This window comes from Pseudomonas sp. SIMBA_067 (assembly GCF_046534675.1).
In the GTDB taxonomy this organism is placed as follows: Bacteria; Pseudomonadota; Gammaproteobacteria; order Pseudomonadales; family Pseudomonadaceae; genus Aquipseudomonas; species Aquipseudomonas putida.
The window spans coordinates 1-259 of record NZ_JAWRYH010000741.1; the positions used below are offsets into that span (position 1 = coordinate 1).

1 protein-coding gene is annotated in these 259 nt (G+C 34.0%); it reads right to left on the reverse strand.

The annotated features are described in order from the left end of the window. The coding region (locus tag SB765_RS31140) for a hypothetical protein (protein WP_410932693.1) at nt 1-259 on the reverse strand (259 nt) is incomplete at both ends.

The window sequence follows — 259 nt, forward strand, 5'->3', positions numbered from 1 at the left end:
GTTTGTTTTGTAATTCAAGTAACTCTTTCATTGATCTAATATTGTTCCACAAAATTTGTTCCATTTCTACTTCAACATCCATATTAATTTCCCAGCTATTGAAGTCTTGGGGAAGCTTTGGAGGATTCTCAAAAAATTTCTTCTGATTCACCTGACTCCCTAATGATGCAAGAAAAAAACCTAGATCTGACTTCATTAATTTCTCACTGACATTTGCGACGGCAGAATTATTACTCGATACAATAGCAGCATTTTTTCC